The organism is Enterococcus malodoratus ATCC 43197 (genome assembly GCF_000407185.1).
Lineage (GTDB): Bacteria > Bacillota > Bacilli > Lactobacillales > Enterococcaceae > Enterococcus_A > Enterococcus_A malodoratus.
In genome coordinates, this window is sequence record NZ_KE136483.1 from 1 (window position 1) to 22,757 (window position 22,757).

Genomic DNA, 22,757 nt, shown 5'->3' on the forward strand with positions numbered 1-22,757 from the left:
CGAAGTTTACTCAAAAGATTACTAGTGTGGTGGCGATAGCGGGAAGGATACACCTGTTCCCATGTCGAACACAGAAGTTAAGCTTCTTAGCGCCGATTGTAGTGAGGGGTTGCCCCTTGTGAGATTAGGACGTCGCCACGCGAACTTATGGGGGTTTAGCTCAGCTGGGAGAGCATCTGCCTTACAAGCAGAGGGTCAGCGGTTCGAACCCGTTAACCCCCATTTGAGCCGTTAGCTCAGTTGGTAGAGCATCTGACTTTTAATCAGAGGGTCACTGGTTCGAGCCCAGTACGGCTCATAAGTATATGCGGGTGTGGCGGAATTGGCAGACGCACTAGATTTAGGATCTAGCGCCTTACGGCGTGGGGGTTCAAGTCCCTTCACCCGCATTTCTATTTTTTTGTTTTTGTTGCCGGCTTAGCTCAGTTGGTAGAGCATCTGATTTGTAATCAGAGGGTCGAGGGTTCAAGTCCTTTAGCCGGCATCGTGCGGAAATAGCTCAGTGGTAGAGCACCACCTTGCCAAGGTGGGGGTCGCGGGTTCGAACCCCGTTTTCCGCTTTCCTGAAGATCAGGGAGAAACGCCGGGGTGGCGGAACTGGCAGACGCACAGGACTTAAAATCCTGCGGTGAGTGATCACCGTACCGGTTCGATTCCGGTCCTCGGCATTAAAACAACATACGCACCCGTAGCTCAATTGGATAGAGTACTTGACTACGAATCAAGGGGTTAGAGGTTCGAGTCCTCTCGGGTGCATTTCGGGAAGTAGCTCAGCTTGGTAGAGTACTTGGTTTGGGACCAAGGTGTCGCAGGTTCGAATCCTGTCTTCCCGATAGAAACAAAATTATGGGGCCTTAGCTCAGCTGGGAGAGCGCCTGCTTTGCACGCAGGAGGTCAGCGGTTCGATCCCGCTAGGCTCCATTTTATTAATAACGCGGTGTAGCTCAGCTGGCTAGAGCGTCCGGTTCATACCCGGGAGGTCGGGGGTTCGATCCCCTCCGCCGCGATTTCATTCGAGCCAGGACCTTTAGCTCAGTTGGTTAGAGCAGACGGCTCATAACCGTCCGGTCGTAGGTTCGAGTCCTACAAGGTCCATTGTGACTCTCTTATGGAGGATTACCCAAGTCCGGCTGAAGGGAACGGTCTTGAAAACCGTCAGGCGGGTAAAACCGTGCAAGGGTTCGAATCCCTTATCCTCCTTTTAATACTATTATCGCGGGATGGAGCAGTCTGGTAGCTCGTCGGGCTCATAACCCGAAGGTCGTAGGTTCAAATCCTGCTCCCGCAATTAAAACTAAAAAATACGGTTCCGTGGTGTAGGGGTTAACATGCCTGCCTGTCACGCAGGAGATCGCGGGTTCAAATCCCGTCGGGACCGCCATGCGGGTGTAGTTTAGTGGTAAAACCACAGCCTTCCAAGCTGTTGTCGCGAGTTCGATTCTCGTCACCCGCTTTTAGTTTTTTATGAAGGGCCTATAGCTCAGCTGGTTAGAGCGCACGCCTGATAAGCGTGAGGTCGATGGTTCGAGTCCATTTAGGCCCATCAAAACATGGCCCGTTGGTCAAGCGGTTAAGACACCGCCCTTTCACGGCGGTAACACGGGTTCGAGTCCCGTACGGGTCATTTGTTTTTTCGGAGGATTACCCAAGTCCGGCTGAAGGGAACGGTCTTGAAAACCGTCAGGCGGGTAAAACCGTGCAAGGGTTCGAATCCCTTATCCTCCTTTTAATACTATTATCGCGGGATGGAGCAGTCTGGTAGCTCGTCGGGCTCATAACCCGAAGGTCGTAGGTTCAAATCCTGCTCCCGCAATTAAAACTAAAAAATACGGTTCCGTGGTGTAGGGGTTAACATGCCTGCCTGTCACGCAGGAGATCGCGGGTTCAAATCCCGTCGGGACCGCTTCTGGCTCGGTAGCTCAGTTGGTAGAGCAATGGATTGAAGCTCCATGTGTCGGCAGTTCGATTCTGTCCCGCGCCATCAATAGTTGCGGGTGTAGTTTAGTGGTAAAACCACAGCCTTCCAAGCTGTTGTCGCGAGTTCGATTCTCGTCACCCGCTTCTTTTAGTTTTTTTATGAAGGGCCTATAGCTCAGCTGGTTAGAGCGCACGCCTGATAAGCGTGAGGTCGATGGTTCGAGTCCATTTAGGCCCATTAAAAAATCTTTTTGGTTTTTTGGGGAAGTACTCAAGTGGCTGAAGAGGCGCCCCTGCTAAGGGTGTAGGTCGGGAAACCGGCGCGAGGGTTCAAATCCCTCCTTCTCCGTTTTTTTTTATTATTATGGCCCGTTGGTCAAGCGGTAAAGACACCGCCCTTTCACGGCGGTAACACGGGTTCGAGTCCCGTACGGGTCATCCTGAGACGTTTTCGAACGTCTCTTTTTTTGTGTAGAAAAGACTTTTTTGTAAGTTTTCAGATTTATTGATGGTTTTGTTAGTGACAGACGCTATTTTTCTGTTATAATCGAGTCGTTGCAAGTTCCCGATAGGCTCTGGAAAAGCTCAGAGATTCCTTGTAACCGAATAAAAATTAGGGGGAATATTTATAATGGAAGAACGTCGTTTATTTACATCTGAATCTGTTTCAGAAGGACATCCGGATAAGGTTGCTGACCAAATCAGTGACGCGATTTTGGATGCGATTTTAGAAAAGGATCCAAAAGCCAGGGTTGCGTGTGAAACATCCGTAACAACTGGACTTGTTTTAGTTTTTGGGGAAATCTCTACTTCGGCGTATGTAGATATCCAAAAAGTTGTACGCGAAACAATCAAACGCATTGGCTATACAGAGTCAAAATTTGGGTTTGATGGAGACAATGTTGCTGTTTTAGTGGCGATTGATGAGCAATCAGCTGACATTGCACAAGGTGTGGATGATGCGCTGGAAACTCGTGGAAAAGAAGAGTTGCTGGATGATATCGGTGCTGGGGACCAAGGGCTTATGTTTGGTTTTGCAGTGAATGAAACACCTGAATTAATGCCTTTGCCTATCTCGTTGAGCCATCATTTGGTAAAACGCTTGGCCGATTTGCGTAAATCAGGCGAAGTGGCTTATTTTGGTCCAGATGCGAAATCTCAAGTAACGGTTGAATACGATGAAAATGGTAAACCTTTACGTGTAGATACAGTTGTTATAAGTACACAGCATAACGACCAAGTGGACAACGAAACCATCCAAAAAGACGTTATGGAAAAGGTAATCAAGCACGAAATACCGGCTGAATTACTTGATGAGAAAACAAAATACTTCATCAATCCAACTGGACGTTTTGTTATCGGCGGACCTCAAGGTGATGCTGGTTTAACTGGACGTAAAATTATCGTTGATACTTACGGTGGTTATTCACGTCATGGTGGTGGTGCTTTCTCTGGGAAGGACGCAACGAAAGTTGACCGTTCGGCTTCATATGCGGCTCGTTATATTGCCAAGAATATTGTTGCTGCTGGTCTAGCTGATAAAGTTGAAGTACAACTTGCTTACGCGATTGGTGTGGCTCAACCTGTTTCGATTTCTGTGAATACCTTTGGTACATCAAAAGTTTCCGAGGGTGCTTTGATCAGTGCCATTCGCGAGAACTTTGATCTACGTCCAGCAGGAATCATCGAAATGCTTGATTTATTACGTCCTATTTACAGTGATACAGCTGCTTATGGTCATTTTGGCCGAACAGATGTAGATCTACCTTGGGAACATATCGATAAAGTAGATGCGTTGAAAAAGAGTTTGAATTTAGCATAAATCGTACAGACATAAGTAGTTTATGGAGTTCACGAGGCGGTTTCTATTGGTCCTAGATCGATGGAGCCGTCTTTTTTGCGGACTCTGCCAATTAAATAGCAGATAGGAAAATCAATACAAATTTGGAGGGAAAAATGTGAAGAAAAACGAATGTGAAGGTTGTGACAGCGGGGATTTTTATCGCGACGTTTATGTCAGCGATTGAAGGAACAATCGTGACGACTGCCATGCCGACCATTGTTGGTAGCTTGCATGGTATCGAAATTATGAATTGGGTCTTTTCAATTTATTTATTGACCAATGCTATGATCACACCGATTTATGGGAAGTTAGCGGATAAGATTGGAAGAAAACCGATTTTTATTGTTGGGATTCTATTGTTTGTATTAGGGTCGGCCTTGTGCGGAATGTCTAATGAAATGATGACGTTGATCATTGCTCGCGGAATTCAAGGAATCGGTGCCGGGGCAATTATGCCGGTATCATTAACGATTATTGCGGATCTGTATGATATTGAAAAACGCGCTAAAGTTTTGGGATTGACGAGTGCGGCATGGGGCGTTGCTAGTGTTTTTGGCCCACTGGCGGGCGGATTGATTGTTGATACGATTGGTTGGCATTGGATTTTCTTTATCAATGTACCGATTGGATTGGGATTGATTGGTTTGTTGCAGTATTTCTTTATTGAAGAGAAAAAGGTTCGTCAAGCGAAGAAAATGGATATTTTCGGTTGTTTGTTTTTAATGTCAACGTTAGTAAGTTTATTGTTAGGCTTCCAATTGTTGGGTGATGAAGGAGTATCGTTACCTGTTGCGGCCTTATTTATTTTAAGTATTCTTTCATTGATGTTGTTTATTCGCACGGAAAAGCGTGCGGAAGATCCTGTGATCAATCTAAAATTATTCGGCAATCAAACCTTTGCCAGTGTGAACGTAGTTGCAGCTCTGATCAGTGGTTTTTTGATGGGATTAGATGTGTACATTCCTATGTGGATGCAGGGAGTGTTGGGAAAACCGGCGGGACTCGGCGGGTTAGTGTTAGCACCAATGTCGATCGTTTGGATGTACGGATCCTTTCTATCAGGTCAATTATTACGCAAGTATTCGGCAAAATGGATCATTATTATTGGGCTGATCATTATTTTAGCTGGCGGTGGAACATTGCTGGCACTGCCGCAACAAAGTCCTTTCTGGCTGTTTTTCATTATTATGGGCGTCTTAGGTATTGGTTACGGACTGTCTGTCACGACAACGACAGTCGAGGCTCAAGCCAGCGTACCGAAAGAGGAAATCGGTGTAGCAACTTCATTCAATACTTTGTCTCGTACGATTGGTCAAACGGTCATGGTCTCAGTTTTTGGGATTATTTTGAATGTCGCAAATGGACGGCAATTAGTTAAGGCTGGAATTACTGATCTGGATATTATGAATCGACTGATCAATCCCCATACTGCTTTGCAAATTGAAGCTGGTTTGCGCGCTGAGTTGCGAAAAATTCTCTTTGACAGTTTGCATTGGGTCTATTTTGCAGGCTTGCTGTTAATCATTTTCGCGTTAGTATTCAGCTTTATGGTTGGCAAACAAGCGAGAAGTGTTAAACTAAACGAAGAATAATAGAACTGGGGGATCTAGTTGAATGGCTTTTTTACAAGTAAATGTATATTCGAATGTTTTGCAGATGGAAGTAGCGATGAACGTACTTTTGCCGCAAACGACTTACAAAAAAATAGGAACTGAAACTATTGGTGTAACGGAAGACGTACCTGTCTTGTATTTGTTACATGGTATGGGCGGGAATCACAGCGTATGGGAACGCCGGACATCGATCGAACGTTATGTGGCCGAGTATCAAATGGCCGTTGTAATGCCTTCGACGGATCTTGGTTTTTACACGGATACGACTTATGATATGAACTATTGGACGTTTGTCTCGGAGGAATTACCGACGATTGTTCACGAGCTTTTCCCACAAATCACTCACAAACGTGAAAAAACTTTTGCGGCGGGTTTATCAATGGGCGGTTACGGAGCATTGAAGTTAGGCTTAGCCAAGCCGGAAAATTTTGCCGCAGTGGCTTCTCTTTCTGGAGCAGTGGTCTTAGCGGATGTGGAAAGTTTATTATTGGTCCGCAGCGAGGCGTATTGGCAAGGAATTTTTGGTCCATTAGATCAACTCCAAGGATCGGAGAATGATCCGCTGTATTTACTAGATAAGCTAGCAGCGAGCAATGAGCCGGCACCACGGTTCTTCTTAGCTTGTGGGACGGAAGATGATTTGTATCCGGCCAGTCAATATATGGCTCATAAAATGGAACAAAAAAAGTTTGATGTGACCTTTGAAGAAGGTCCAGGAAAACATGATTGGGTATTTTGGGATGCGTGGATCAAGCGCGTATTGGAATGGTTCAATGAAAAGAGCGACTGATCATCAGCCGCTCTTTTTTTGTATCTATATAACCAAAGTAGTACGATTGAATGCCTTAATGATTCAGGGCTTCCACGCACAATAAAATTGGTGGGTTATTTTTCTGGTTGATGAATTGATAATTTAGCACACTGAATTTTTCTTGCGGCAAGTTTTGGCAAAAATTCAGAACCTCATTTTTTTCGGTTTCGCCGCCCTCATGACCATAATAAATGACAACAATCATGCGTCCGCCGACGCTCAAGCGTTTCAAGATGGCAGTCATGGCTTGTTTGGTCGTTTCAGGTAAGGTGACGATCTGCTTGTCACTTTTGGGTAAGTATCCGAGATTAAAAATCGCAGCGCGAATTGGTTGATCGCTCGCGATTTTTTCTTCGATCGTTTCATGTCCTGCGAGAAAAAGGGTGGAACGATCAGTGTAGTCTGCTAATTTTTTGCGAGTATTTTCAACAGCCTGCTCTTGGATATCAAAGGCATAGACATGTCCAGTTGAACCGACCAATTCAGCTAAAAAAAGTGTGTCGTTGCCATTTCCCATGGTAGCGTCGATCACATGGTCGCCTTCAGAGACGATTTCTTTTAGTAGTTGGTGGCTAAAGCGTAATGCCGGTAGCAACATGACCAAATTCCTTTCTTAAAGCAAATTTCCCCTGATAGGAGTCGCGACGAATCAATTCTTGATCAATTGCGTTTAAAACTTCCCATTTTTTTAGGCTCCACATTGGACCAATCAATGAATCCCACGGTGCGTCGCCAGTTAGACGATGAATGATAATATCTTGCGGAATCATTTCTAATTGATCGCAAATAACAGAAACGTAATCGTCTTTGCTCATTAATTGCAAACGCCCTTCGGCATAATCCCGCAGCATCTTTGTGTTGCGCATCAAATGCAGCAGGTGCAGCTTGATCCCTTGCACGTCGGAATCCAAAATTGTCCGGCGAACATTTTCCCGCATCATTTCTAACGATTCACCGGGGAGACCGTTGATTAAATGTGTGCAGACATTGATATTGTGTTTGCGCAGCCGCGCTACAGCATCAACATAAGTTGGATAATCATGTGCGCGGTTGATTTTATCACTGGTTGATTCATAGGTAGTTTGTAAACCCAGCTCGACCCACAAATAGAGCCGTTGATTGAGTTCAGCTAAATACTCCACGACTTCCGGCGGCAGACAATCGGGACGTGTACCAACGGATAATCCAACGACACCAGGCAAGTTGACGACCTGCTCGAAACGTTCGCGAATCACTTCTACGGGAGCATGGGTATTGGTAAAGTTTTGAAAATAAACGATGTATTGATCAACATGGGGCCATTTCTGGTGCATCATGTCGATTTCTTTGTGGAATTGTTGCGGCAAAGGGTCGCTGGGCGCCACGATCATATCACCAGAACCAGAAACACTGCAAAAAGTACAGCCGCCGTGAGCAACGGTGCCGTCACGGTTAGGGCAATCAAAACCGCCATCGACGGGAACTTTAAAAATTTTCCCGCCGAATTGCTGACGCAATGCGTAATTCCATGAATGGTAGCGTTTGGTATCATCATCACTATATTGAAAAGTCATTTATTTTCTCCTAATCATTTTTAGATCATAAGCCAATTTTTTCTGTTTATAGTAGGGATAAGTAAAGAACAGCCAACTACTGCCAAACAGCATTCCGCCAAGCACATCACTGGGGTAATGAACACCGAGATAGATGCGGCTGATTACGATACTTACGATCAAGAGCCCTACCACGATTTGGGCGATCAAACGCGGCGTTTTTTCTTTGAAAAATAGTCCCATAACAAAAATCAATGTGCCAAATAATAGCGTGCTGGCGGTCGAATGGCCGCTGGGAAAACTAAAACTGTGCTCAGTTACCATATGGGGCAAGATGGTTGGGCGCGCGCGCTGAAAGAATATTTTCAATAAATGATTACCGGCGCCGCTGACGAGTGCCATGCTGAGCGCCAACCAAAGCGCCGTGATTTTTTGCTTGTTAAAATAGAATAAACCGACAAAAACAAAGGACAGAAGAACGACAGTGATTGGGTTCGCAAATTTTGTTACCCATAAAAAGTAGCTATTCATCTGTGGGTATAGCTGGTGAACGGCATGAATGATTCCTCGATCAAAGCCGACTAAGGTTTCTGGATAAAACCGGATAATGTAACACAGTGCCGCAAAAAATAGCAAAGTGAAGCTGCCGATTAATTGGTAGATGGGTTTATTTTTCATTGTTTTTATGAATCATCCTTTCTAAACAGAAGTATTATATCATGTTTCATCTGCTGGACAATTTTTTTCAAAGCTTTCTTAAGGGGAATTCAATTGAATTCTATTTTGGAATCTGCTAAGATGAAACTACTTTGAATATTATTGCCCGGAAGAGGAGTAGTAGAAACGAACGCATCTCAGAGAGCGCACGGTGCTGAAAGTGTGCATGCGGAACATTCGAACTTACCTTGGAGCATGATCAATCGATCCGGTTAAGGACCGTTACATCCTTTGAGGTCTGTCATGTGGCAGATGAAAATAGGTGGTACCACGTTATTAACGTCCTATGAAAGTTTTTAGAGCTTTCGTAGGGCTTTTTTTCTTACCAACAGGCTTTTAGTTTCAATTTAACCACTTCGGCTATATTATTATTGTAAACAAAATAAGTTCATATATTAGGAGGAGCAACATGAGTTACGATCACAAAGAGATTGAGAAAAAATGGCAAAAATATTGGGCAAAACATCATGTATTCAATACCCAAGATGATCCTGAAAAACCAAAATTTTATGCCTTAGATATGTTTCCTTATCCATCTGGACAAGGGTTGCACGTAGGTCACCCGGAAGGCTACACTGCGACGGATGTGATTTCACGGATGAAACGAGCACAAGGATACAATGTTTTGCATCCGATGGGCTGGGATGCGTTTGGTCTGCCAGCGGAACAATATGCCTTGGATACTGGGAATGATCCAGCGGAATTTACGAAAAAGAATATTGAAACATTCAAACGCCAAATCAACTCATTAGGGTTCAGCTATGACTGGAATCGTGAGTTAAATACGACAGATCCGGACTATTACAAATGGACCCAATGGATCTTTGAACAAATGTATGAAAAAGGGTTGGCTTATGAAGCAGAAGTTCCGGTTAACTGGGTACCAGAACTTGGAACAGTTATTTCTAATGAAGAAGTGATTGATGGCAAGAGTGAACGCGGCGGGTATGATGTTGTTCGCAAACCAATGCGTCAATGGATGCTGAAAATTACTGCTTATGCGGATCGTTTATTGGATGATCTAGAAACGGTTGATTGGCCTGAAAGCATCAAAGAGATGCAGCGCAACTGGATCGGCCGTTCGATCGGTGCGAATGTCAGCTTCAAGATTGAAGGCAGCGAAGAAACATTCACTGTTTTTACTACACGACCTGATACCTTATTTGGTGCTACTTATGCTGTTTTGGCGCCAGAGCTGGAATTGGTTCAAAAAATTACGACGGTTGCACAAAAAGCAGCGGTAGATGCCTACATTGATGAAGCATCGAAAAAATCAGAATTGAATCGGACAGATCTAGCAAAAGAAAAAACCGGTGTCTTCACAGGTGCTTACGCGATCAATCCGGTCAACGGTGAGAAAATGCCAATCTGGATCGGGGACTATGTTCTAGCATCATATGGAACAGGTGCGATCATGGCGGTTCCTGCTCATGATGAACGAGATTATGAATTTGCGAAAACGTTTGGTTTGCCGATCGTTCCGGTTCTTGAAGGCGGCGATGTAGAAAAAGAAGCCTTCACTGGCGATGGTCAGCACATCAACTCAGATTTCTTGGACGGCTTGAATAAACAAGATGCCATCGATAAAATGGTGCCTTGGCTGGAAGAAAACGGCTATGGTAAAAAAGAAATTAGTTATCGTTTACGCGATTGGCTGTTCTCTCGTCAACGCTATTGGGGCGAACCGATCCCTGTGATTCATTGGGAAGATGGTACGACTGGTTTAGTACCTGATTACGAATTGCCATTGGAATTGCCGAAAACCAAAGATATCAAACCAAGCGGTACTGGCGAATCACCATTAGCCAATATCGAAGACTGGGTCAATGTCGTTGATCCGATTACAGGTAAAAAAGGTCGCCGTGAGACCAACACAATGCCGCAATGGGCCGGCAGCTCATGGTATTACTTGCGCTTTATCGATCCGCATAACAAAGAGGCTTTAGCTGATTATGATAAATTGAAACGCTGGATGCCGGTAGATCTTTACATTGGCGGAGCGGAACACGCAGTATTGCATCTATTGTATGTACGCTTCTGGCATAAATTCTTGTATGATATCGGTGTGGTGCCAACCAATGAGCCATTCCAAAAATTATACAATCAAGGAATGATTTTGGGTCAAAGCTTCCGGGATAGCCGTGGAGCACTTGTACCAACCAACATGGTAGAAAAACGTGATGGTAAATGGTTCAGCATTGAAACTGGTGAAGAATTAGAAGAAGCACCTGCCAAAATGAGTAAATCATTGAAGAACGTCGTAAACCCTGACGATGTGGTGGACAAATACGGTGCAGATACGCTGCGGATGTATGAAATGTTCATGGGTCCATTGGACGCTTCGATTGCTTGGAGCGAAAACGGTCTTGAAGGTTCGCGGAAATTCTTGGATCGTGTATGGCGCCTGATTGTCGATGAAGAAGGTAAAATGCGTGACCATATCACGACCTTTAACGATGGTTCATTGACGAAGGTTTACAATCAAACGGTTAAAAAAGTAACCGAAGACATGGAACACCTGCATTTGAATACCGCTATTTCTCAACTGATGGTCTTCATAAATGATGCGTATAAAGCAGAAGCATTAACTTATGAATATGTGGAGGGCTTTGTGCAATTACTAGCACCAATCGCGCCGCATATCGCCGAAGAACTTTGGGCGATCTTAGGACATGATGAAGACATTTCTTATGTTGCATGGCCAGTTTATGACGAAGAAGCCTTGGTTGAAAATGAAATTGAAGTAATCTTGCAAGTTAACGGCAAAGTGCGTTCAAAAGTAATGGTCGCTGTGGATCTAGCTAAAGACGAGCTGGAAAAACTTGCGATGGCTGATGAACATATTCAACGTAATATTGAAGGCAAGACAATCCGTAAAGTAATCGTTGTGCCAAATAAATTAGTCAATATTGTCGCTAATTAATAGTTAGAACTCCGCAAATTTTTGCGGGGTTCTTTTTTGTGTGGGGGAATATCGTGCTAGTTTTTTTATTTAAAATAGTAGCAAGCGCACTATTCAAATATGCTAGGATGAAGAAAAAGGAAATGAGGAGATCTCATGGAAAAGATCACTGAACTGTTAGAAATTCAATATCCGATTTTTCAAGGAGCGATGGCTCATATAGCCCGCTATCCACTGGTCAGTGCGGTTTCTGAGGCAGGCGGATTAGGGATTATTGCGGCAGGAGGTTTAAGCGGAGAGGAATTGCGGGAACAAATTCGAGAGACTAAGAAACGTACAAAGAACCCTTTCGCTGTAAATTTGATGCTGCAGATGGAAAATATTTCGGAGCAGGTCGATGTGCTGATCGCCGAAGATATTAAGATCGTAACGACTGGCGCAGGGACACCAAAACCGTATATGGAAAGACTAAAGCAAGCTGGGATCAAAGTCTTTCCTGTGATTCCTTCAGTAAAAATAGCACAAAAAATGGAACAGTTGGGTGTGGACGGTGTGATCGCTGAGGGGATGGAAGCCGGCGGACACATTGGTGAAACAACGACCATGACATTAATACCGCAAGTCGCACAAGCTGTAAATATACCTGTGATTGCGGCCGGTGGTATCGGGGATGGACATGGAATGGCAGCCGCGTTTGTATTAGGCGCATGTGGTGTTCAGATGGGCACGGCTTTTCTAACAACAACAGAATGTCCGATCCACGAAAATTATAAACAGGCGATCCTACAAGCCAATGATACGGCGACCGTGGTTATTCATAAGGAAAAAGGCGGAGCGATTCGCGGATTAAGGAATGAACTATTGGAAGGTTATTCCAAAAATGAATCAGGGGAGGTCTTTTCTTTAGCAGCCTTGCAACGGGCGGCGGATGATGGCGATGTTCAGCAAGGCAATGTTATGTCGGGCCAAATTGCAGGAATGCTAACGCAAGTGCGGCCAGCTAAAGAGCTGATTGAAGCAGTTTATGCTGAAGCGGAAGCTGTCAGTCAGAAGATAGTTTTAAGGTAAGGATTTTTGAAGATAAAAAAAAGGCTAACGGGAGGTCCCGTTAGTCTTTAATAAATGTTTCGGCCAATTGATAGTCGCCTTCGTAGGGAAGGTCTTCACCGTTAACAGTCATATATTTGTCCGTCCCTTTGCCGGCCAAGATGATCGCATCTTTTGGTCCCGCTTGGTGAATGGCATCTTTGACTGCTTTTTTGCGATCAACTTCGAAAAGGACACGAACGTGATCGTTTTGGATTCCTTGCTGAATTTCAGCAGCGATTTTTTTCGGATCTTCGAAATTAGGATCATCACTTGTTAAAACGGCCACGTCGGCGTACTCACCGATCGCTTGGCCTAATCCTTCTCGGCGCGACTCTGCTTTGTTACCAGTCGAACCGGTGATCACAAGGAGTTCGCCGTCAGGGTGCTGTTCTTTGGCGAATGCCAGCAGTGATCTCATACTTAAATAATTATGAGCATAGTCGACATAGATGTGTGCGCCATTCGGCTTTAAGAGTAAATTCATCCGACCGGGCACCAATGCTTTAGCTAAACCTTGGCGACCAGCGGCTTGATCCGCACCAACTAAAGCACTAGCGATCAGAGCGGCTGCGGCATTTTCTTTATTGAAATCGCCAGCTAATAGAATTTCATAATCTCCATTTAAGTTGAAACGATCTTTTGTGCTTGATAACGCAAAGGCCAATGGATGTTCCAACGGTTTTACTTGATAATCAGCGGGTGCATTGCCGTATGTGATAACAGGAATCGTTTGTTTTTCCGCTAATTCGTTTAATAGATCAAAGTGGTCAATTTCATGCTGCAAAATAACCTGACGAGAATTGGCAACTAATTGTCGTTTACAATAGAAGTAATCTTCAAAAGTTGGATGCTCGATCGGTCCAATATGGTCTGGTGAGATATTCAGAAAAATCCCTACATCAAAAGTTAAGCCGTAAACCCGGGCCACTTTATATGCTTGGGAAGAAACCTCCATGACAAGGTGAGTCATGCCGTTGGCAACGGCCTCTGCCATCATCCGATACAAGTCTAGTGATTCCGGCGTCGTAAGTTTTGATTTGAAAAAAGTCACGCCATCTAGTGTTGTATTTAATGTAGATAAAAGTGCAGTCTTTTTATTTGTTGTGATATCTAGAATTTGTTTCGTGAAATAGGCAACGGTTGTTTTGCCTTTCGTTCCGGTGATTCCGATCAATTTCAATTTTTCTTGAGGATAATCATAAAAGGCCATACTCAATACGGCCAAGGCTTTGCGAATATCCGTTACAATGATCGCTAATTCTGCTGGAACTTCATACGGCTGCTCTGCGATGTAGCAGGTCAAGCCTTCTGCTAGGGCTTGTTCCAAGAAACGTTGTTGAAAATTATTGCCTTTACAGAAGAAAAGTGTGTCGGCATCGACCTCACGCGAGTCATAAGAAATTTTTTTAAAGTCCTTGTCAAAAGGAGCGGTCAACGTCCAACGCGTTGGCGTAATGAATTCCCTTAATAAATTTTCTTTTTCAAGGATCTGTTGGATTTGGGTAATTGTCAGCATATCGAGACCTCCAATATATAGTCTAGGCTATTATAGCATAGCTGATCGGTAGTAGAAAAAGTAAAGAGTGATTGTCAGAAGTGTGATTTAGCTTTACTATAAGGGTAACGATTTTGAAGGAGGAGACCATGAAAGAGACACAACCAAGTGATCTGACCTATCAAGAAAAAATGATTCAAGGTTCGGCATGGATGTCGATCGGAAGCATTTTTTCGCGACTGCTAGGTGCGATTTACATTATCCCGTGGTATGCCTGGATGGGAGAAAATGCTCGGACGGCTAATGGGTTATTTAATATGGGGTACACATTTTACGCATTGTTCATGATGATCTCTACGGCGGGTTTGCCAGGCGCTATTGCTAAACAGATCGCCCGTTACAACTCAATGGGCGAGTATCGAACAAGTCAGCGCCTATTTATCAAAGCCTTGCAGGCGACAGCTATTTTAGGAATTTTCTTTGGTGGAGTGATGTTTCTAACGGCACCGTTGCTGGCCAGTCTATCCGGTGGTGGACGCGCTTTGATTCCAGTCATTCAAGCGTTAAGTATCGCGGTTGTGGCGTTTCCTTGTATGAGCGTTTTACGCGGATATTTTCAAGGGCAGCAGGATATGCGGCCTTCTGCAATCTCACAATTAGTGGAACAAGCGCTTCGAGTGCTGTATATGCTTATAAGTGTTTTCATTATTATGAAGGTTATGAAGGGCGATTATTTGAGCGCAGTGATCCAATCAACCTTCGCAGCTTCGGTCGGGATGATTGGTTCCTATGGTGTACTGCTATTTTATTGGTTTAAGGATCGCAAACGCAGTGATCATCAAATGGCCTACAGTTTAAATAAAGCAGCGCCAGCAATTGATACAAAAAAGCTATTATTTGAAACCGTCAGACAGGCGATTCCGTTTATTTTACTAGGGAGCGGTATTACCTTTTATAAATTGATTGATCAGGTCACTTTTATTCACACAATGGATGCTAATACGAATTATAGTCATGATCAGTTGGTTGATCTCTATGCGCTTTTCAGTGCGAATCCAGATAAATTGACGATGGTGGTAGTTGCATTAGGAACATCGCTCGCATTGACAAGTCTGCCAATGCTGACGGAGCTTTTTACTCAAAGACGCAGACCTGAACTGGCTAAACTGGTGAATACAAATATCCAACTTTTTGCGTTCATTATGTTGCCAGCAGTTTTTGGCATGATTCTATTGGCCTATCCTTTGAATACTGTTTTTTATTCGGCCGATGTTTTAGGCAGTCGAGTTTTGATCGTTGCTTGTTGGTCAGGTCTGGTCTCCGCCTTATTCATGATGCTGTCCACGACTCTGCAAGGAGTATCCCATAGTCGTATCGCGGTAAAGTATTTGCTAGCCGGTTTATTATTAAAGGCAGTGATTCAAATACCACTGATTGAACTGCTAGAAGTTTATGGTCCTTTAGTGGCAACGTTCTTCGGTCTAAGTCTAACTTGCGGTCTTTGTTTATGGAAGCTGCGAAGAGTTGTTCGCGCAAACTACCAGCTGGCTCTCCGCCGCTGTGTATTGATTTTGATCTTAACACTAGTGATGCTGGTTGTAGCTGTAATTGTGCGGCAATTGAGTTATCTTGCGTTTGATCCTTCATCCCGTTTATCAGCTTTAGTGATCTGTTTATTGACGGCAGGTGTTGGCGGCGGTGTCTATTTCTACCTAAGTTTGAAGATTAGACTAGTAGATAAACTCGTAGGCCCACAGGCGATGAAATGGCGGCGACGCCTGAGAATAAAATAAAGATACTTCTACTCTTTGATCGAGAGTGGAAGTATTTTTTTGTTATAAACCAACGTAAAAATTCAAATTCAATAGAAATTATTTGCAAAATAATTTAAAAAAAACAAGTGTATTCCTATCTTTTTCTTTACAAAAAGATTTCAATGTTTCTAAAAATAATTTTTGTAATACAAGACTAAAACAGTTACATTTGATTGAGTCCGCTTGTAGCAGGCTTTTTGCCGAATGAGAAAAATGTAATATATTTCAAAGTGACACACGAGCCGAGGTTTTGTTACATTGTTTCATGTTATTGTAATGAACTGTTACATTATTATTACCCATGAAATACAAAAGGATGGTAAAGTAACTCTCGTAGTCAAGAAGACAGAAGAAAAATACATAAGAAAATTTGGAGGAAGTTACATAATGAAATTAGGGAAAACATTTCTTTTTAGTACAGTATTAGCAGCAGGTGCAGGTTTAGCGATGGGAGCTACAGATGCACATGCATCAGAAACGTATACTGTTGAAGCGGGAGATACTTTATCAACAATCTCTCACAAGTTTGCAGGTAACGACAGCTTAGTAAACGCAATTGCAAAAGCAAATAAAATCTCTAACGTAAATATGATCTTTGCTGGTCAAGAATTAACAATTGATGGCGAAGCTAAAGCTAATGCAGCTCCTGCAAAAGAAGCAGCTCCAGCTCAAGAATCTGTTTCTGTTCAAGAATCAACACACGCAGAACCAGTTCAAGAAGCAGCACCAGTACAACAAACTCAAGCAGCTGCTCCAGTTCAACAACAAGCAGCACCAGTTCAAGAAACTGCTCCTGCAGCGACTGCAGCAACAACTTCTTCAGCTAAAGAATGGATTGCTCAACGCGAATCAGGCGGTTCTTACTCAGCAACAAACGGCCAATATATCGGACGCTACCAATTATCATCTTCTTACCTAAATGGTGATTACTCTGAAGCTAACCAAGAACGTGTAGCTGACCAATATGTAACTTCTCGTTATGGTTCATGGGAAGGCGCTCAAGCTTTCTGGCAATCAAACGGCTGGTACTAAGATTAAGCATAAATTCAAAGCCCAAGTCATTGCGACTTGGGCTTTTTTTGTCAGTTCAACTTTTCGTAGTTTGTTTATTTTGAATGAGTTGGATATTAACTATTCTTCCCCAATAAATAGACAAGCCGTTTAGTTGAATGATATGCGTAGCGACAGACAAAATCATTTTTCCGTTTTTGGGAAAAATGATTCCCTTAATAGGAGTTAGCTGCGAGTTCCACTTTACTCTTTAGAGTAATTAGTGGAATCGTATGTCAACGATGATAAAAATTTGATTCAAATGTTCCTATTAATGGAGTTGTCTGCACTTTTCGCAGTTTATTTTGAATGAGATGAATCTTAACTATTTTTCCAAACTTAAATAGACAAGTCGTTTAGTTGAATGATATGCGTAACGACAGACAAAATCATTTTTACGTTTTTGGGAAAAATGATTACTTAAATAAAAGGTGCTTCCTCAATAAATTACCACAATCCTGGAAGTGCTTGGACAGCTATTTCTTTATTCGTAAATGGATGCAGCAGGTGCAGTTCATAGGCATGCAGCATCAACCGACCATTAGGATGCTTACTATATAAAGGATCGCCAACTAATGGATGTCCAATACTGGCTAAGTGGACACGAATTTGATGGGTCCTGCCAGTATCTAATTGACAAAAGACCGCCGTTTGATTCGTTAAGTGTTTCGCGACTGTGACGTGGGTGATTGCGGGTTTGCCACCTTTAGGATCGATCCGTCGTTTTTTGCGATCATGCCGATCTCGGCCGATTTTTTTATTGATCGTTAAGTCTTGTTTTATGCTGCCATGAACGATTGCTTGATAGCGGCGATAAATTTGTTTTTGTTCTAATAGTCGACCTAAAATCGGCAGCACAAAAGGATTTTTAGCAAATAAAATCGCACCACTGGTCTCTTTGTCTAATCGATGGACGACGTGGGGCTGAAAATCAGGTGCTAAATATGCGACTAAATGATTCAATAGAGTTCCTTGTTCATCTGGTTGGTTAGGATGGGTCTTCATGCCTTGAGGTTTGTTTACGATGATCAGATGCTGGTCTTCGTAAAGCACATCAACCAATCGTTTGTCTCCAAGCAAAATATTGCGTTTGGGATAATCGCCGTCTTCGATCATGACCGTGATTTGATCGCCCGGATGGACTAGCGCGTGAAAAGGACTGACCTCGCCATTGATCAAGATTCCTTTGCGAGTTCGAATAAAATGGCGCACCTTTCGCGGAACTAACCATTCTTGCTCTAAGAGGTCATTGACGGACATCTCGGCAGATTGATCGGGCAGAGTCATAGTAAATTTCATTAAATTGCTCCTTCTTATTTTCTCGCTATTTGAGTATAGTCGGACTGATTTCTTTCATTTTTTACCTTAAATAAAGGATTCATCCGGCCTATTGTATCACTTTTAACGGATATTTAAGAAAAAAATCAGCTTTTCCTTGAGAAGCCATGCTAGAATATTTTCAAGTGTGTATCCGTCTCGAGCCCCAAGCTTTAAATAGGCGATCTGTGATACACTGTGTCTGAATTTTGTATAGAATGGAGATCAAAAAAATGGATTTTCAGGAAATTTGGCGCAAATTTAAAAGTGGTGCAAAAATTTTTTGGCAAAAGTTTCGCAGCGGCACAAAAACTTTTTGGCAATGGATCAAGCCCTACTTGATTCGTTTTCACCATTGGCGCAAACGTATTTGGAAAAAATATCATATCAATAAAATCTTGCTATTATTAACACTCGTGGGTGTTTTAGTGATGAGTGTCTATCTATTTTTCTTAGCGAAATCAGTCAATGTGGAGACGCTGCAGTCCAGCTTGAAACAATCGACGGTTATCTATGATGAAAAGAATGAACAAGCAGGAACCCTCTACGGACAAAAAGGGACCTATGTAGAAAGCGATCAAATTTCTCCGTATTTAAAAGATGCGGTAGTTTCTACGGAAGATCGGAATTTTTATAATCACCATGGGTTTGACATCAAAGGGATCGGACGGGCGGCTTTAGGTCTGGTAACCTCTGGTCATATTACCGGCGGGGGGAGTACCTTAACCCAGCAGTTGGCAAAAAATGCGTACTTGAGTCTTGACCAAACCTTAGAACGAAAAGCCAAAGAAATTTTTATGGCGATCGAGATAGAAAAGAAATATGACAAAGATCAAATTTTAACGATGTACCTGAACAATGCTTACTTCGGTAATGGTGTCTGGGGTGTTCAGGACGCGGCTAGAAAATATTTCGGTGTGGATGCCAATCAATTGAGTATCGGCGAAGCGGCGACTATTGTCGGGATGTTGAAAGGGCCAAGTATTTACAACCCAATCGATAATTTGGAAAATGCTGTAAATCGTCGAAATACGGTACTTTCGGTTATGGTCGAAAATGGCAAACTGTCGAAAGAGCAAGAGGATCAAGAAAAGGCTACCGATCTTGGTTCAGAACTAAATGACACATACTCGTCAGCTGATGCAGGTTATCGTTACCCATCTTACTTTGATGCGGTGATTGATGAGGCTGTGGAGCGTTACGGACTATCTGAGAAGGATCTACTGAATAAAGGGTATAAAATCTACACCTCATTGGATCAGGATTACCAGAAGCAAATGGAAGCCGTTTACGAAAACAATGCGAATTTCCCTGCAAATGCAGCGGATGGCGCGATGCCGCAATCGGCTTCGGTCGCAATGGACCCAAAAACAGGCGGTGTCCAAGCATTGGTCGGACGACGCGGAGAGCATATTTTCCGCAGCTATAACTTTGCGACGCAAATGCAGCGCTCGCCAGGTTCCACAATGAAACCATTGAGTGTCTACTCGTCGGCATTAGAAGCAGGTTATAAACCCGACAGTGTTCTAAAAGATGAACCGCAGTCTTATTACAAAGCTAAAAACTATGATGGAACCTTCCAAGGGGAAGTACCGATGTATCAAGCGGTGGCACAAAGTTTGAACTTGCCGGCAGTGTGGCTGCTGCATGAGCTCGGTTTGAATAAAGGCTATAACAAAGCCGAAGAGTTTGGGATTCCATTGAGTAAATCGGATAAATATTACGGATTAGCTTTAGGTGGATTAGAAAAAGGAACTTCTCCAATGCAAATGGCAGCGGCTTACGGTGCTTTTGCGAATGAAGGAAAAATGTATCAGCCGCATTTGGTTACGAAGATCATCGATTCAACAGGTGCTGTGATCGAAGACAACAGTTCACCTAAATATGAACAAGTGATTTCAAAAGAAGTGGCAAATGAAATGACCAGCATGCTGTTAGGTACTTTTTCAAACGGAACCGCGGCACAAGCGGCACCGGCTGGATTTACCGTTGCTGGTAAAACTGGAACGACCGAAACCAACTTTGATGCTAACAAGGTCAATGATCAGTGGATCATTGGATATACACCAAATATTGTAATCTCAACCTGGTTAGGCTTTGAAAAAGTTAGTGAGACCCACTATTTGAGCGGTACCAGCGGATCAGAAGTAGGGCAGGTCTTCAAAGCCGAGGCTGAGTCGATTATGCCTTATGCTGGACAATACTCCTTTGAGGTAGCGGATGCTTATGCAACAGGCGGTAAAGTCGTGGCGGCTGATGAGGTCAATCAAGGAGCTCAAGATTCGGATCAAAGCAAATGGCGTGAAGAGCTGAAGGATATTGGCGGCAAAGCTAGCGAAGGAGCAGCCAATTTCTTTGAGAAGGCCAAAGAAGGCGCCAATAAATTGAAGGAAAAGGGCCAAGAATTGTGGCAGCAATATCAACCAGGAAATTAGGGTTTGAACCCGTTTCCATTCATGTTACAATAGAAAAGTAACTTTTATAGAAAATGAGGGAATAAAAAAATGGCAAACATTTACGATTCAGCGAACGGATTGGAACGCGAAATCCGTGAACTACCAGAATTTAAATCACTAGAAGAAGCTTTTGCAGAATTAAAGAAAAATGAAACAGCTTATGCTGCTTTTAAAGACTTTCAAGCTTTCCAACAAAGCCTGCAAGAAAAACAAATGCGCGGTGAAGACTTCAGCGATGAAGATGCTGCTCAAGCACAAGGATTAGCTGAAAAGGTTCAACAAGAAGAATTGATCAATGAATTAATGGTGAAAGAACAAGCTTTCAGCGTAATCATCAATGACTTGAACCGTATTATCATGACGCCAATCCGTGAATTATACGAAGGTTAATTAGAATTAGAAGCTGCGATGCAAATTTGCGTCGCAGCTTTTTGCATGTTCATTTTTTTGTGGGAAGTAAAGGAATAATTCCAAATCGATCTCATTTTTAGTAGATTTCAAAAAAATGATTTCTATAAAAAGAACTATCTTACAAAAATCTTACAAGACACGAATAAAAATGATAGATAAGAATAAATCGCAGTTTTTTCTTTAGAAAATTGCTATACTTCAAGCCATAAGGATGGCGAATAAAGGATGAAAAAAATTGTTATTGGAGGCGGCGGGATACTGCTGCTGTTGGCAGGCTGTTTGCTAGCATGGCATATGCAATCGCTGGACTTCCACGCTAAGAAAGCACCGAAAACAAAAATCGAGTCGACAACGACTTCATCGAAAAAGAAAACTAAGAAAACAGAAACATCGGAAACAACGCCCGAGAAAAAGGCAGCCGTCGTTTTACCAGTAACCGCTAATCAAGAGTTGGATACTTATTTAGCGAACCAGCATTTTTCAGGGACTGCTTTAGTCGTTCGCAAAGGTCAGGTGATTCTTAATCAGTCGTACGGATTGGCCGATCAGGAGAAACAGTTGAAAAATACTCCGGAAACTCGTTATTATATTGGTTCCGCGCAAAAGGCTATTATCGCGACAGCGATCTTACAATTAGAACAGGCGGGAAAGCTGAAGGTTGAAGACCCTGTCACAAACTATATAAAAGATTTTCCTAATGGGCAGCAAATCACCTTGAAGAATTTACTTAATCACACGAGCGGACTGACTGGCCGTACTGAGGGAAGCAAAGAGATTCTCCCGCAGCAGATTATCCAGGAAATCGAGGCGGCCGGCAGCAATTCAGCGGTTGGGACTTGGCACTATTCAGATAGTAACTATGCTGTACTGGCTTATATTATCCAATTGGTTAGTCAGCAAAATACTGAAGAATACATTCAAGAACATATTTTCAAACCGGCGAATATGCAGAATACGAATTTTTATCAAAACGATACGCCAACAAGCAACTTGGCAGAAAGCTATCGAGAAAAGACTGGCCGTTTAGAAAAGGCGCAGCTGCCAAATCTTACACAATTATTCGGTGCAGGAGATATCTATACGACCGCAACAGATTTCTATCTATTTGATCAGGCATTGATGCAAGGAAAATTAATCAATGATGTTGAAAAAAGCAAGATGATGACTGCGGGCAGTTCTTCAACGTATGGAATGGGTTTTTATGTGAATCCGGGCAGCTATTCCAGTCATGGGGTTCTTGGCGGCTTTAATACGATCAATACCTTTACCCATACGGGACTGACATATATCATTCTATTAGCGAATACCAATCAGGTTCAGTCTTTGGGGCAAACATCAGATCACATTTATGAAGTGCTGAATCAGATGGAATAAAAAAAGTTAGAAACGGCGACTCAAATGAGCGGCGTTTCTAACTTTTTTTGTTAAAAGAATTTTTTGAATTTATCCATTAAACCATCGATCTTATCAGATGCTAGTAATGCCTTAGCTTTTTCATAATACTCGCCAAGGTCATCTTTGTGCATCTCAACAAACTCTTTGGCTTTATCAAAATTGCCTTCGTTCATTAATTCTTTAGCTTTTTTGATTAACTCATCCTTATTCATCCAAGCACCCTCTCTTTTTACAGCAATAGTTTATACTATTTGCGCTGTCTTGACGAGGGATAATACTCGGCCAATAGGCAATATCAACATTCATCAAACCATCTTGGTGAAACATTTTGAAAAGAACTAAGCAGACCTAATTTAAGCTGTCTTTTCTTTCTTTTTTTTTGAATAAACAGCAGG

16 protein-coding genes, 25 tRNA genes, 1 rRNA gene, 1 riboswitch and 1 other annotated feature are annotated in these 22,757 nt (G+C 42.9%); of the genes, 36 read left to right on the forward strand and 6 right to left on the reverse strand.

What is annotated here, in order from left to right; translation table 11 throughout:
* Positions 1-25 precede the first annotated feature (25 nt).
* The 29 genes from rrf to I585_RS15600 all read left to right on the forward strand — a co-directional run bounded on the left by rrf (position 26) and on the right by I585_RS15600 (position 6,163).
* A 5S ribosomal RNA gene (gene rrf / locus I585_RS15460) occupies positions 26-141 on the forward strand.
* An 8-nt stretch (positions 142-149) separates the two neighbouring features.
* Positions 150-222 (forward strand) — tRNA-Val (locus tag I585_RS15465).
* A gap of 3 nt (positions 223-225) precedes the next feature.
* A tRNA-Lys gene (locus I585_RS15470) sits at positions 226-298 on the forward strand.
* A gap of 9 nt (positions 299-307) precedes the next feature.
* A tRNA-Leu gene (locus tag I585_RS15475) sits at positions 308-389 on the forward strand.
* A gap of 22 nt (positions 390-411) precedes the next feature.
* Positions 412-484, forward strand: a tRNA-Thr gene (locus I585_RS15480).
* 4 nt (positions 485-488) lie between these two features.
* Positions 489-560 (forward strand) — tRNA-Gly (locus tag I585_RS15485).
* Positions 561-582: 22 nt separating this feature from the next.
* Positions 583-668: transfer RNA gene (locus I585_RS15490), tRNA-Leu, on the forward strand.
* A 14-nt stretch (positions 669-682) separates the two neighbouring features.
* A tRNA-Arg gene (locus tag I585_RS15495) sits at positions 683-756 on the forward strand.
* Between the two features lie 3 nt (positions 757-759).
* Positions 760-833: transfer RNA gene (locus I585_RS15500), tRNA-Pro, on the forward strand.
* Between the two features lie 15 nt (positions 834-848).
* Positions 849-921, forward strand: a tRNA-Ala gene (locus I585_RS15505).
* Positions 922-933: 12 nt separating this feature from the next.
* Positions 934-1,007: transfer RNA gene (locus tag I585_RS15510), tRNA-Met, on the forward strand.
* Positions 1,008-1,021: 14 nt separating this feature from the next.
* Positions 1,022-1,095, forward strand: a tRNA-Ile gene (locus tag I585_RS15515).
* 15 nt (positions 1,096-1,110) lie between these two features.
* Positions 1,111-1,200, forward strand: a tRNA-Ser gene (locus I585_RS15520).
* A 14-nt stretch (positions 1,201-1,214) separates the two neighbouring features.
* Positions 1,215-1,288, forward strand: a tRNA-Met gene (locus I585_RS15525).
* Positions 1,289-1,305: 17 nt separating this feature from the next.
* A tRNA-Asp gene (locus tag I585_RS15530) sits at positions 1,306-1,381 on the forward strand.
* Position 1,382: 1 nt separating this feature from the next.
* Positions 1,383-1,453, forward strand: a tRNA-Gly gene (locus I585_RS15535).
* Positions 1,454-1,469: 16 nt separating this feature from the next.
* Positions 1,470-1,543, forward strand: a tRNA-Ile gene (locus tag I585_RS15540).
* A gap of 9 nt (positions 1,544-1,552) precedes the next feature.
* Positions 1,553-1,624, forward strand: a tRNA-Glu gene (locus tag I585_RS15545).
* Between the two features lie 11 nt (positions 1,625-1,635).
* A tRNA-Ser gene (locus I585_RS15550) sits at positions 1,636-1,725 on the forward strand.
* 14 nt (positions 1,726-1,739) lie between these two features.
* Positions 1,740-1,813 (forward strand) — tRNA-Met (locus I585_RS15555).
* Positions 1,814-1,830: 17 nt separating this feature from the next.
* Positions 1,831-1,903 (forward strand) — tRNA-Asp (locus I585_RS15560).
* Between the two features lie 5 nt (positions 1,904-1,908).
* A tRNA-Phe gene (locus I585_RS15565) sits at positions 1,909-1,981 on the forward strand.
* 9 nt (positions 1,982-1,990) lie between these two features.
* Positions 1,991-2,061, forward strand: a tRNA-Gly gene (locus I585_RS15570).
* 20 nt (positions 2,062-2,081) lie between these two features.
* Positions 2,082-2,155: transfer RNA gene (locus I585_RS15575), tRNA-Ile, on the forward strand.
* 23 nt (positions 2,156-2,178) lie between these two features.
* Positions 2,179-2,266 (forward strand) — tRNA-Ser (locus tag I585_RS15580).
* 17 nt (positions 2,267-2,283) lie between these two features.
* Positions 2,284-2,355 (forward strand) — tRNA-Glu (locus tag I585_RS15585).
* 112 nt (positions 2,356-2,467) lie between these two features.
* A riboswitch (SMK box riboswitch) is annotated at positions 2,468-2,551 on the forward strand.
* Positions 2,549-3,739, forward strand: coding sequence for a methionine adenosyltransferase (metK, locus tag I585_RS15590; RefSeq protein WP_010741085.1), 1,191 nt, complete (start codon positions 2,549-2,551; stop codon positions 3,737-3,739). Its footprint overlaps the riboswitch before it by 3 nt.
* 152 nt (positions 3,740-3,891) lie before the next feature.
* Positions 3,892-5,352 (forward strand): MDR family MFS transporter, encoded by a 1,461-nt coding sequence (locus I585_RS15595; RefSeq protein ID WP_010741084.1) that lies wholly within the window; start codon positions 3,892-3,894, stop codon positions 5,350-5,352.
* A gap of 22 nt (positions 5,353-5,374) precedes the next feature.
* Complete coding sequence (locus I585_RS15600; RefSeq protein WP_010741083.1) at positions 5,375-6,163, forward strand: alpha/beta hydrolase; 789 nt, start codon at positions 5,375-5,377, stop codon at positions 6,161-6,163.
* A gap of 55 nt (positions 6,164-6,218) precedes the next feature.
* On the opposite strand, the gene mnmM is transcribed toward I585_RS15600, so the two are convergent.
* From mnmM to I585_RS15615, 3 genes are read right to left on the reverse strand one after another with little or no spacing between them, the layout of a single operon-like run.
* On the reverse strand, positions 6,219-6,782 hold the full coding sequence (mnmM, locus tag I585_RS15605) for a tRNA 5-(aminomethyl)-2-thiouridylate-methyltransferase MnmM (protein WP_010741082.1): 564 nt from the start codon (positions 6,780-6,782) through the stop codon (positions 6,219-6,221).
* Positions 6,757-7,737, reverse strand: a complete 981-nt coding sequence (mnmL, locus tag I585_RS15610) for a tRNA modification radical SAM protein MnmL/YtqA (RefSeq protein ID WP_010741081.1) — start codon at positions 7,735-7,737, stop codon at positions 6,757-6,759. Before mnmL ends, mnmM begins: the two co-directional genes overlap by 26 nt.
* On the reverse strand, positions 7,738-8,394 hold the full coding sequence (locus I585_RS15615; RefSeq protein ID WP_010741080.1) for a phosphatase PAP2 family protein: 657 nt from the start codon (positions 8,392-8,394) through the stop codon (positions 7,738-7,740).
* Positions 8,395-8,531: 137 nt separating this feature from the next.
* Positions 8,532-8,723: a binding site (T-box leader), on the forward strand.
* A 119-nt stretch (positions 8,724-8,842) separates the two neighbouring features.
* Here I585_RS15615 and leuS point away from each other — a divergent pair.
* Together leuS and I585_RS15625 are read left to right on the forward strand one after the other, a co-directional pair.
* On the forward strand, positions 8,843-11,356 hold the full coding sequence (gene leuS, locus I585_RS15620) for a leucine--tRNA ligase (RefSeq protein WP_010741079.1): 2,514 nt from the start codon (positions 8,843-8,845) through the stop codon (positions 11,354-11,356).
* 135 nt (positions 11,357-11,491) lie between these two features.
* Complete coding sequence (locus I585_RS15625) at positions 11,492-12,403, forward strand: NAD(P)H-dependent flavin oxidoreductase (RefSeq protein WP_010741078.1); 912 nt, start codon at positions 11,492-11,494, stop codon at positions 12,401-12,403.
* A gap of 40 nt (positions 12,404-12,443) precedes the next feature.
* On the opposite strand, the gene I585_RS15630 is transcribed toward I585_RS15625, so the two are convergent.
* Complete coding sequence (locus tag I585_RS15630; protein WP_010741077.1) at positions 12,444-13,940, reverse strand: UDP-N-acetylmuramoyl-L-alanyl-D-glutamate--L-lysine ligase; 1,497 nt, start codon at positions 13,938-13,940, stop codon at positions 12,444-12,446.
* Positions 13,941-14,068: 128 nt separating this feature from the next.
* Here I585_RS15630 and I585_RS15635 point away from each other — a divergent pair, with 128 nt between their 5' ends.
* Together I585_RS15635 and apf are read left to right on the forward strand one after the other, a co-directional pair.
* On the forward strand, positions 14,069-15,712 hold the full coding sequence (locus I585_RS15635; protein ID WP_010741076.1) for a putative polysaccharide biosynthesis protein: 1,644 nt from the start codon (positions 14,069-14,071) through the stop codon (positions 15,710-15,712).
* Between the two features lie 408 nt (positions 15,713-16,120).
* Positions 16,121-16,765 (forward strand): aggregation-promoting factor, encoded by a 645-nt coding sequence (apf, locus tag I585_RS15640; RefSeq protein ID WP_010741075.1) that lies wholly within the window; start codon positions 16,121-16,123, stop codon positions 16,763-16,765.
* 465 nt (positions 16,766-17,230) lie between these two features.
* On the opposite strand, the gene I585_RS15645 is transcribed toward apf, so the two are convergent.
* Entirely contained in the window at positions 17,231-18,082 is an 852-nt protein-coding gene (locus I585_RS15645) for an RluA family pseudouridine synthase (RefSeq protein WP_010741074.1), read from the reverse strand.
* A gap of 251 nt (positions 18,083-18,333) precedes the next feature.
* On the opposite strand from I585_RS15645, the gene I585_RS15650 reads away from it, so the two are divergent.
* The 3 genes from I585_RS15650 to I585_RS15660 all read left to right on the forward strand — a co-directional run bounded on the left by I585_RS15650 (position 18,334) and on the right by I585_RS15660 (position 22,341).
* Positions 18,334-20,535: a PBP1A family penicillin-binding protein gene (locus tag I585_RS15650; RefSeq protein WP_010741073.1), complete on the forward strand. Its 2,202-nt coding sequence runs from the start codon at positions 18,334-18,336 to the stop codon at positions 20,533-20,535.
* Between the two features lie 69 nt (positions 20,536-20,604).
* Positions 20,605-20,946, forward strand: a complete 342-nt coding sequence (locus I585_RS15655) for a YlbF/YmcA family competence regulator (RefSeq protein ID WP_010741072.1) — start codon at positions 20,605-20,607, stop codon at positions 20,944-20,946.
* 246 nt (positions 20,947-21,192) lie between these two features.
* Positions 21,193-22,341 (forward strand): serine hydrolase domain-containing protein, encoded by a 1,149-nt coding sequence (locus I585_RS15660; RefSeq protein ID WP_010741071.1) that lies wholly within the window; start codon positions 21,193-21,195, stop codon positions 22,339-22,341.
* 50 nt (positions 22,342-22,391) lie between these two features.
* Here the strand turns inward: I585_RS15660 and I585_RS15665 are convergent, their stop codons facing one another.
* Complete coding sequence (locus tag I585_RS15665) at positions 22,392-22,574, reverse strand: hypothetical protein (protein ID WP_010741070.1); 183 nt, start codon at positions 22,572-22,574, stop codon at positions 22,392-22,394.
* Between the last annotated feature and the right edge of the window lie 183 nt (positions 22,575-22,757).

Excerpts from the sequence above, each read along its gene's own strand:
- metK (WP_010741085.1), top strand. The coding sequence starts at position 2,549 with ATGGAAGAACGTCGTTTATTTACATCTGAATCTGTTTCAGAAGGACAT.
- I585_RS15655 (WP_010741072.1), top strand. The coding sequence starts at position 20,605 with ATGGCAAACATTTACGATTCAGCGAACGGATTGGAACGCGAAATCCGT.
- I585_RS15650 (WP_010741073.1), top strand. The coding sequence starts at position 18,334 with ATGGATTTTCAGGAAATTTGGCGCAAATTTAAAAGTGGTGCAAAAATT.
- I585_RS15600 (WP_010741083.1), top strand. The coding sequence starts at position 5,375 with ATGGCTTTTTTACAAGTAAATGTATATTCGAATGTTTTGCAGATGGAA.
- I585_RS15635 (WP_010741076.1), top strand. The coding sequence starts at position 14,069 with ATGAAAGAGACACAACCAAGTGATCTGACCTATCAAGAAAAAATGATT.
- I585_RS15660 (WP_010741071.1), top strand. The coding sequence starts at position 21,193 with ATGAAAAAAATTGTTATTGGAGGCGGCGGGATACTGCTGCTGTTGGCA.
- I585_RS15645 (WP_010741074.1), bottom strand. The coding sequence starts at position 18,082 with ATGAAATTTACTATGACTCTGCCCGATCAATCTGCCGAGATGTCCGTC.
- I585_RS15615 (WP_010741080.1), bottom strand. The coding sequence starts at position 8,394 with ATGAAAAATAAACCCATCTACCAATTAATCGGCAGCTTCACTTTGCTA.
- mnmL (WP_010741081.1), bottom strand. The coding sequence starts at position 7,737 with ATGACTTTTCAATATAGTGATGATGATACCAAACGCTACCATTCATGG.
- mnmM (WP_010741082.1), bottom strand. The coding sequence starts at position 6,782 with ATGTTGCTACCGGCATTACGCTTTAGCCACCAACTACTAAAAGAAATC.
- apf (WP_010741075.1), top strand. The coding sequence starts at position 16,121 with ATGAAATTAGGGAAAACATTTCTTTTTAGTACAGTATTAGCAGCAGGT.
- leuS (WP_010741079.1), top strand. The coding sequence starts at position 8,843 with ATGAGTTACGATCACAAAGAGATTGAGAAAAAATGGCAAAAATATTGG.
- I585_RS15625 (WP_010741078.1), top strand. The coding sequence starts at position 11,492 with ATGGAAAAGATCACTGAACTGTTAGAAATTCAATATCCGATTTTTCAA.
- I585_RS15630 (WP_010741077.1), bottom strand. The coding sequence starts at position 13,940 with ATGCTGACAATTACCCAAATCCAACAGATCCTTGAAAAAGAAAATTTA.
- I585_RS15665 (WP_010741070.1), bottom strand. The coding sequence starts at position 22,574 with ATGAATAAGGATGAGTTAATCAAAAAAGCTAAAGAATTAATGAACGAA.